This is a genomic window from Streptomyces sp. 8L (genome assembly GCF_020176795.1).
GTDB lineage: Bacteria > Actinomycetota > Actinomycetes > Streptomycetales > Streptomycetaceae > Streptomyces.
Genome location: NZ_JAIUKE010000502.1, coordinates 1 through 8,172 on the forward strand (window position 1 = coordinate 1; position 8,172 = coordinate 8,172).

Annotated in this window: 9 protein-coding genes; 4 read left to right on the forward strand and 5 right to left on the reverse strand. The window is 73.2% G+C overall.

Features of this window, described 5'->3' with window-relative positions; genetic code table 11:
- The first annotated feature begins 525 nt into the window (after nucleotides 1-525).
- Nucleotides 526-1,530, forward strand: coding sequence for a tryptophan--tRNA ligase (gene trpS, locus LCE31_RS32485; protein ID WP_225020821.1), 1,005 nt, complete (start codon nucleotides 526-528; stop codon nucleotides 1,528-1,530).
- A gap of 74 nt (nucleotides 1,531-1,604) precedes the next feature.
- On the opposite strand, the gene proC is transcribed toward trpS, so the two are convergent.
- Nucleotides 1,605-2,438, reverse strand: a complete 834-nt coding sequence (proC, locus tag LCE31_RS32490; protein WP_225020823.1) for a pyrroline-5-carboxylate reductase — start codon at nucleotides 2,436-2,438, stop codon at nucleotides 1,605-1,607.
- A 71-nt stretch (nucleotides 2,439-2,509) separates the two neighbouring features.
- Between proC and LCE31_RS32495 the strand changes: the two genes are divergently transcribed.
- Entirely contained in the window at nucleotides 2,510-3,274 is a 765-nt protein-coding gene (locus tag LCE31_RS32495) for a nucleotidyltransferase (RefSeq protein ID WP_225020825.1), read from the forward strand.
- A gap of 119 nt (nucleotides 3,275-3,393) precedes the next feature.
- Here LCE31_RS32495 and sigJ read toward each other — a convergent pair whose 3' ends face one another.
- Nucleotides 3,394-4,329, reverse strand: coding sequence for an RNA polymerase sigma factor SigJ (gene sigJ / locus LCE31_RS32500; RefSeq protein ID WP_225020827.1), 936 nt, complete (start codon nucleotides 4,327-4,329; stop codon nucleotides 3,394-3,396).
- Between the two features lie 280 nt (nucleotides 4,330-4,609).
- On the opposite strand from sigJ, the gene LCE31_RS32505 reads away from it, so the two are divergent.
- Entirely contained in the window at nucleotides 4,610-5,101 is a 492-nt protein-coding gene (locus LCE31_RS32505) for a MarR family winged helix-turn-helix transcriptional regulator (RefSeq protein WP_225020829.1), read from the forward strand.
- Nucleotides 5,102-5,168: 67 nt separating this feature from the next.
- Here LCE31_RS32505 and LCE31_RS32510 read toward each other — a convergent pair whose 3' ends face one another.
- From LCE31_RS32510 to LCE31_RS32520, 3 genes are all read right to left on the reverse strand, one after another.
- Complete coding sequence (locus LCE31_RS32510; RefSeq protein ID WP_225020831.1) at nucleotides 5,169-5,918, reverse strand: class I SAM-dependent methyltransferase; 750 nt, start codon at nucleotides 5,916-5,918, stop codon at nucleotides 5,169-5,171.
- 85 nt (nucleotides 5,919-6,003) lie between these two features.
- Nucleotides 6,004-6,654, reverse strand: a complete 651-nt coding sequence (locus LCE31_RS32515) for a hypothetical protein (RefSeq protein WP_225020833.1) — start codon at nucleotides 6,652-6,654, stop codon at nucleotides 6,004-6,006.
- A gap of 114 nt (nucleotides 6,655-6,768) precedes the next feature.
- Entirely contained in the window at nucleotides 6,769-7,134 is a 366-nt protein-coding gene (locus LCE31_RS32520; protein WP_225020835.1) for a hypothetical protein, read from the reverse strand.
- 124 nt (nucleotides 7,135-7,258) lie between these two features.
- Between LCE31_RS32520 and LCE31_RS32525 the strand changes: the two genes are divergently transcribed.
- A partial coding sequence (locus LCE31_RS32525) for a serine/threonine-protein kinase (protein WP_225020837.1) occupies nucleotides 7,259-8,172 on the forward strand: 914 nt, incomplete at its 3' end.

An 8,172-nucleotide genomic window follows, 5' to 3' on the forward strand; every position in this document is an offset into this window, starting at 1 on the left:
AGACTCTGTTTCGTCCGATTCCCCGTCGGAAGGGGTCCTGCCTTTGTCTTTCCGGCCCTTTCGCTCGGCCGTTCCGACGAGTGAGACTTTAGCGGATTCAGGGGCTCCGACGCTAATCGGGGCTTCCGGTTCTTTCGAACGCGGATTCCTGCTTCCACACCCCGCCGAAAAGCACACGCGGAACAGTGCGACGCGAAGTCGCCTGCTCTTGATGGTTCCTGCGGAGTGGCTGCCGGGGGACCGACCTGGGTCGGCGCTCACGTCGAACAGCTCGGAGTACGTTACGGATCGAGGTTTGCGCTGTCAACCCGGGGGTATCGCGGCGTACTCTGTGCCCATGACCTCGTGCGTACGTACTCCTCACACCCAGCAGTGGTGGGCCGCCTGACGGCGGCCGGTACGCGTACGCACCCCAACGGCCGCCGCCCCCGGCGGCCGTTCTTGTCTTCCCGCTCCCGGTACTCCCGGAGCCGGGGCCGGCCGCAGGACCGGCGGCCGGCCCTCGTAGGAGACAGGAGACAGTTCGTGACCACGATCTTCAGCGGGATCAAGCCCACGGGGCATCTGACACTCGGCAACTACCTGGGAGCCATCACCCGGTGGGTGGAGACCGACCAGTACGAGTCGGACGCCTTCTTCAGCGTCGTGGACCTGCACGCCCTCACCGTGGAGCACGACCCGGTCCGGGTCCGCGAGCTCAGCCGGCGGACGGCGACGCTCATGCTGGCCGCGGGGCTCGACCCCGAGGTGTGCACGCTGTTCGTGCAGAGCCATGTGGCCGAGCACGCCCGGCTGTCGTACCTGCTGGAGTGCGTGGCCACGGACGGCGAGCTGCGGCGCATGATCCAGTACCGGGAGAAGAGCGCCAGGGCGCGGGAGTCCGGGCAGAGCGTTCGCTTCTCGCTGCTCTCGTACCCGGCGCTGATGGCGGCGGACATCCTCGCGTACCGGACGGACGAGGTGCCGGTGGGCGAGGACCAGAGACAGCACGTGGAGCTGGCGCGCGATCTGGCGGTGCGGTTCAACCAGCGCTACGGGCAGACGTTCACGGTGCCGCGCGCGACCGCGCCCAGGGTGGCCGCGCGGGTCATGGACCTCCAGGACCCCACCGGCAAGATGGGCAAGTCGCATGCCGAGGGGGCGGGGATCGTCTACCTGCTGGACGACCTCGACACGGTACGGCGGAAGGTCGCGCGGGCCGTGACCGACAGCGGGCGCGACGTCGTCCACGACCGGGCCGGCCGGCCGGGCGTCTCGAACCTGCTGGACATCCTGGCCGCGTGTGGCGGCGAGGGCGCCGACCCGGCCGAACTGGCCGGGTCCTACGACTCGTACGGCGCGCTCAAGCGGGACACGGCGGAAGCCGTGATCGAGGTGCTGCGGCCACTCCAGGAGCGGTACGCGGAACTGGCGGCCGATCCCGGCGGGGTGGACGCGGTGCTGCGGGCGGGTGCCGAGCGGGCGCGGTCGGTGGCAGGACCGGTCGTCGACGCGGCGTACGCGGCGATCGGGCTGCTCCCGGCGGCCTGAGGGCGCGCCGCAGGTCCGAGGGGGCGCCGGCGGAGGCCCGAGGGCGCGCCGGGGCCCCCGCCGGCCTGGCGTTGTCAGCCGTTGCCGCCCGCGAGTTCCCTGCTGCGGTTCCTGGCGGCCTCCAGGGCGGCGATCAGGGCGGCCCGTACGCCGTGGTCCTCCAGTTCGCGGATCGCGTTGATCGTCGTACCCGCGGGGGAGGTGACCGCCTCGCGGAGCTTCACCGGGTGCTCGCCGCTGTCGCGCAGCATCACCGCCGCGCCGATCGCGGACTGCACGATCAGGTCGTGGGCCTGGGCGCGGGGGACGCCGAGGAGGATGCCCGCGTCCGTCATCGCCTCGACCAGGAAGTAGAAGTAGGCGGGTCCGGAACCGGACAGGGCGGTCGCCGCGTCCTGCTGGGACTCCGGTACGCGCAGGGTCTTGCCGACGCCGCCGAAGATCTCCTCCGTGTGCGCGAGGTGCTCCGCGACCGCGTGGCTCCCCCCGGAGATCACCGACATGCCCTGGTCCACGACGACCGGGGTGTTCGGCATGACGCGTACGACCGCGACGCCGGTCGCGAGCCGGTCCTCGATGTACGCCGTCGTGATGCCGGCCGCCGCGCTGATCACGAGGCGGTCGGTGGTGGCGTGCGGGGCCAGTTCGTCCAGGAGCTTGCCCATGTCCTGCGGCTTGACGGCGAGGATGAGGGTCTCGGCGCGCTCGGCCGCCTCCGCGTTGGTGACGTGCTCGACTCCGTACCGGTCGCGCAGTTCCGCCCCGCGCTCGGGGCGGCGCGTGGTGACGAGCAGGTTCTCCGGCCGCCAGCCCGCGCGGATCATGCCGCTGAGCAGCGCCTCGCCGATCTTGCCCGTGCCGAGGACCGCGACGGTCCCCTTCGAGCGGGCCTGCTTCGTACCGGTCAATTCGGTCACCTCGCCGTGCGGATGGTGCGTACGGTTTCGTACGGGGTTCGTACCGGGCCATCCTGGCATCCATGACTGCTGCTGCCGCGGGCCCGGCCACCGAGCGCCTGCTGGCCCGGTTCACGGCCGCGCTGCCCCCGTACGTGCCGGCCCTGTGGGCGCACGGCTCCCTCGCCATGGGCGACTACCAGGAGGGGCGCAGCGACCTCGACCTCATCGCCGTCCTCTCGCCCGGCATCGTCCTTGACGAGGCCCGGCGCGCCGAACTCGTCGACTCGCACCGGGCGTTGGCGCGCGACGAGCCGCTCGCGGCCCTGCTGCACTGCTCGTACCTGGAGGCGGGGCGGCTCGCGGACGCGTCCCTCGGCCACTTCACCTGGGCCCACGGCGAGCCCTTCGAGCGGCCCGTGACCCCGGTCTCGCGGCGCGAACTCCTCGAAGCGGGGCGGGTCCTGCGCGGACCGGCCCCCGGCACCCTCCTGCCGCCCCTGCGGGCGGGCGAGTTGGCCGAGTTCGTCCGTCGCGACCTGCGGGAGTACTGGTACGCGCGCACGGCGGAGCCGGAGCTGTGGACGGCGGACATCTGGGTCGCGCTCGGCCTGCTCACGGTGGCACGCGCGGCCGTCGTCCTACGTGAGGACCGGCTCGCCACCAAGCGCGAGGCGCTGTCCGAACTCGCCCGCATGGGCGCGCCGTCCGCCGTCGTGGAGAAGGTGCGCGCCCTGCGGTACGACGCCGGTCCCGAGCCCGCGCGCGAGCCGTGGCGGACCCGGCGCGGGGAGCTCGCACGGGCCTTCGTCCGGACCGCGATCGAGCGTACGGCGGGGATCGGTTGACGCGGGGCTAAGCGAGCGGGCCGGGGCCGATCGACGCGGGAGCGTACGGAGGGGGCCGATCGACGCGGGAGCGTACAGCCGGGGCCGGTCGACGCGGGATCGGTAGCGGGAAGGACCGGTCAGTGCGGGGAGCGGAGGGCCGGGGCCGGTCGGGCGGCGGTCAGGCGGTAGGCCTCGTCCTCGGGGCGCTCGTCCGTGCGCACGTGTCCCAGCTTGTCCGGGTTGAGGACGCCGTCGATCGTCCTGATCCTGCCCTCGCCGACCGTGAACGACCAGACGGCGACCGGTCCCGTCAGCACGTCGTACAGCAGCGCGCCCGGGGCTCCGTTGACGTCCCGCGCCACCAGGCGCATCCGGTCCGGGTCGAAGTTGCGCAGGATACGGGTCATGAACGTGGCGACCTTCTCGCCGCCGATCACCGGCAGCCGGGCCGCGGTGACCCGGCCTCCGCCGTCCGAGCGCAGGACCGCGTCGGGGTCGAGCACCTCGAGCAGCGCGTCGAAGTCACCGGCCATGACGGCCTTGAGGAAGGCGTCGACCGCCCGGCGGCTCTCCCGCCTGTCCACCGACCTGCGCGGCGCCTCCGCGCGCACCCGGCGGCGGCCCCGCGACGCCAGTTGCCGTACGGAGTCGGGGCTGCGGCCCACGGCGTCAGCGATGTCCGCGAACGGCACCGAGAACACGTCGTGCAGGATGAACGCGGTGCGTTCGGCCGGCGTCAGCCGCTCAAGGACGAACAGCATGGCCGTGCCGACCGAGTCGTCCAGCGTGACCCGCTCCTCCGGACCCGCCTCCGTGACCAGCGGCTCGGGCAGCCAGGTGCCGACGTACGCCTCGCGGCGGGCGCGCGCGGAGGTCAGCTGGTCGTAGCAGATCCTGCTGATGACCGTGGTGAGGTACGCGCGCGGCGCCCTCACCTCGTCGTCGGGCAGCGGCTCCCAGCGCAGCCAGGCGTCCTGGAGCGCGTCGTCCGCGTCGGCGACCGATCCCGTGATGCGGTAGGCGATGCCCCACAGCCGGTCCCGCTCCTGCTCGAATATCGCTGGCTCGGCCATGGATCGGCTCCTGGATGCTGGATCGCCGGGGCGCCGGTGTGTCCCACGCCACCAAGTTCTTGTGCAAGTCTTTCGTGCGAGCGTGCCGACGTCCAAGACCTTCGGTGTCTCGTGACCAGTGTTTGCCGCTATCGCCCCTGGTCGGGACGGTTCCTCGGGGAGAGGCGCCCGTACCTCGGGATCTCGGGAAGAGGTGCCCGCGGGCGTTTTACTTGCAGGCGCGCAATATTTCACTCGTGGCCTACCCTGGACAGGGACTCACGGACAGGGAGGTCTCCACATGACCGCGACCGACCCGGCGCTCACCGCCCTCGCTCAGGGCTGGTCGGCGCTCTCAGTGCTCCACGGCAGGATCGAGTCGCACATCGAGCGCCTGCTCCAGGCCGGACACGGGCTGAGCGTACGGGAGTACTCCCTGCTCAACACCCTCAGCAGGCAGCACGACGGCGATGGCGGCCACCTCCAGATGAAGCAGGTCGCGGACGCGGTGGTGCTGAGCCAGAGCGCCACGACGCGCCTGGTCAGCCGGTTGGAGGACCGTGGCCTGCTGTCGCGCTACCTGTGCCCGACGGACCGGCGCGGGATCTACACGGACGTGACACCGGACGGCCTCGCCCTGCTGGAGCGGGCCCGCCCGACCAACGACGCCGCGCTGCGCGACGCACTCGCGGAAGCCGCGCGCAACCCCGAACTGGCGCCGCTGGTACGGGCCATCGAGGAGGCGGGAATCCCGCTGGCGTCGGCGCCCGCCGTGCTGCCCGCCGGCACCTGAGACCTCCGGGACGGCCGGGGCGCTTGAGACGTCCGAGACCTTTGAGGCGTCCGAGACCCCCGAGTGGTCAGGCCGGGCGCCTCGCGAGCGCCAGGTCGGTGACGTACGACTCCTCGACGACCCCGTCGGGGAAGACCTTCAGCAGTTCCGCGCGCTCGGCCGCGAGGAACGCCGCCGTCGCGCTCTCGCCGAGGACCCGGAAGACGCTGTGGGTGGCGAAGTTGTCGAGGTGCGCGTCCAGCGGCACCGTACGGGTCCAGGCCACCCGGCGCTCCTCGCAGTGGACGCCGTCCGGCAGCAGCGGGCCCTGTTCGCGCGCGCCGTGGATGCCGTGGCCGCCGTCCCCGCCGTGCGCGCGCAGGCGGGCGTCCTGGGCGGCGATCCACGGGACCGAGTGGTCGGACACGTTCCAGAAGAGGGCGAGCGCGCCCCCGGGACGCAGGACGCGCATCGCCTCGCCGAAGGCGCGCGGCCGGTCGGTCCAGTGCCAGGACTGGGCGTACGTGATGAAGTCGGCGGAGGCGTCCGCGAAGGGCAGCGCGTCGCCGATGGCCCGTACGAGCGGGACGTCGGGAAGCACGCTGTGCAGCCGGCCGGCCATGCCGGGCCCCGGCTCCACGGCGGTCACCCGCGCACCGCGCGCGAGCAGCAGCCGGGTCGCGATGCCCGTGCCCGCCCCCACGTCGAGCACCCGCGAACCGGCGAGCGGCCGGTCCCCGGCCTCCTCCACGGCGTCGAAGAGGGACGGCGGGTAGTCGGGCCGCGAGGTGTCGTACAGCTCGGCGACGGAGTCGAAGGACAGGGCACGCGTGGCCACGGGCGTTCCTCTCGTACGGGGGGGATTCCGTTCAGGTGCGGGGCGGGGCTGGTTCCGTTCAGGTGCGGATTCGGGCGGGTTCCGTTCAGGGGCGGGTACGGGGCGGCGTGTTCCGGGCTACGGCCGGGTGGCTCGTGCCCCCCGGGTCGGGCTTCGTGCCCGCTGCCGCGGGGCCGCGCTTCTTCGGCCGGCTTCCGCCCCGTGCGCCCGGGTTGCCGCTGCGGGAGGAGCGCCGCTTCTCGTACGCGGTGACGGCCGCCTCGTACTCCCGGCGGCGCAGGCCCTCGCCGGGGGCCTCGGTGAGCGAGCGGACGAAATAGGCGAGCAGGGAGCCGATGAAGCCGATCGCCTTCAGGCTGCGCAGCGACTCCTCGCGGCCCGGGTCCTCCGGGCGGGCCGCGAAACCGGCCCAGGCCCTGCGGAAGGCGACGTAGGAGCACACCGCGAACATCACGACGACGAGCCAGCCCACGAAGGAGCCGACGTCGGCCAGCGCGATCCCGTCGTAGGCGAACCGCAGGACGGCGCACGAGGCCGCGGCTGCCAGCAGCGACCCGGCGGCGACGGCGGCGCGCCGCAGCGCGTAGCCGCCGTCGTGGGCGACCCAGGTCGTCCCGAAGAAACGCAGGCTCTCGGGGACCGGTCCGCCCGCGGGCCGGTCCTGCCCGCCCTGCGCGGGCCGCCGGGCCCCCGCGGTCTGCTCGTCCTGCCCCTCGGGGCGCCGCTGCTCGCTCACGGGTCGATTATCCCCGCTCGCGCCGGCCGGCGGCGGAGCGGCTCCCGGCCGCCGCGCGCCCGGACCGCCCGTGCCGCCGGGGAGCGGCGCACGGGCGCCGGGTGCCCCGGGCGGTCAGTCGCAGCGCGGTGCGATGAAGCCGTCACTGCCCGTGTGCACGAACGCGTCCGACACGAACTGGCCGTTGGCGATGTTGTCCCAGATCCGGGACGTGCCGTAGGGGCCGCTCTCGGTCGTCCCGTACATCTGGCAGTTGATCGGGACCGACGCTCCCACCGGCAGAATCCGGACAACGCCGTGGTTGGTGCCGGGGCCGCTGCGGACGTTGACGCTGTAGCCGGGCGCGATCGGGTAGTGCTTGATCGCCGCTGCCGCCGACGACGCCGCTGCCACCGACGACCCCGACGTGAGCGCTCCCTCCGGCACCGCGACCGCCTCCGCCCCGGCCGCCACCGGCCTCTCCGCTTCCTCAAGTGCCATCGTGCTCCCCCTCCTTGACCCTGCCCGCTTCGTGCGGGGCACGCTAGCAACCGGTGGCCGGATCGTATGCCTCATCGACTATGGTCGGTGCGTCGCGCAGCGCACGAAACCTACGGGGGTGGGTATGCAGCAGCTGCCCCACACCGCCGGCGGTGGCTACGCGGGCCGCTATCCGCTCGGAGGCACACTCGGCAGTGGCGGGATGGGCGTCGTCCATCTGGCCACCTCGGCCTCCGGGTTGCGCCTCGCGGTGAAGGTCGTGCACGAGCAGTACGCGTCCGACCCCGAGTTCCGTGCCCGCTTCCGGCAGGAGATCGCCGCCGCGCGGCGGGTCAGCGGCGCGTTCACCGCTCCGGTCGTGGACGCCGACGCGGACGCCGAACGCCCCTGGATGGCCACGCTGTTCATCGACGGTCCGACGCTGTCGGACCAGGTGCGGCTGAACGGGCCGCTGAACGCGGGCGAGTTGGTGCGGCTCGCCGCCGGGCTCGCCGAGGGGCTGCGCGACATCCACCGCGCCGGTGTCGTCCACCGCGACCTGAAGCCGAGCAATGTGCTGCTCGCGCCGGACGGGCCGCGCGTCATCGACTTCGGCATCTCCCGCCCCGCCGACAGCGATCTGCACACCGAGACGGGCAAGTTGATCGGCACGCCGCCGTTCATGGCTCCCGAGCAGTTCCAGCGGCCCCGCGCCGTCGGGCCGCCCGCCGACGTGTTCGCGATGGCGGCGGTGCTGGTGCACGCGGCGACGGGCCGGGGGCCCTTCGACTCGGACAGCCCGTACATCGTCGCCTATCACGTCGTGCACGACGAACCCGACCTGAGCGGGGTGCCCGCCGTGCTCGTGCCGCTCGTGCGCCGGTGCCTGGCGAAGGACCCCGCGGACCGGCCAACGCCCGACGAGGTGATGACCGAACTGCGTCCCGCGATCACCGCGTCGACCTCGCTCGTGCCGCGCCGGGCGGGGACCGCGACGGGTCCCGGGGGCGCTGCCTCGCTGTCGGTCGGGGCCAACGACGGGGCCGGGGTGGACGGGGT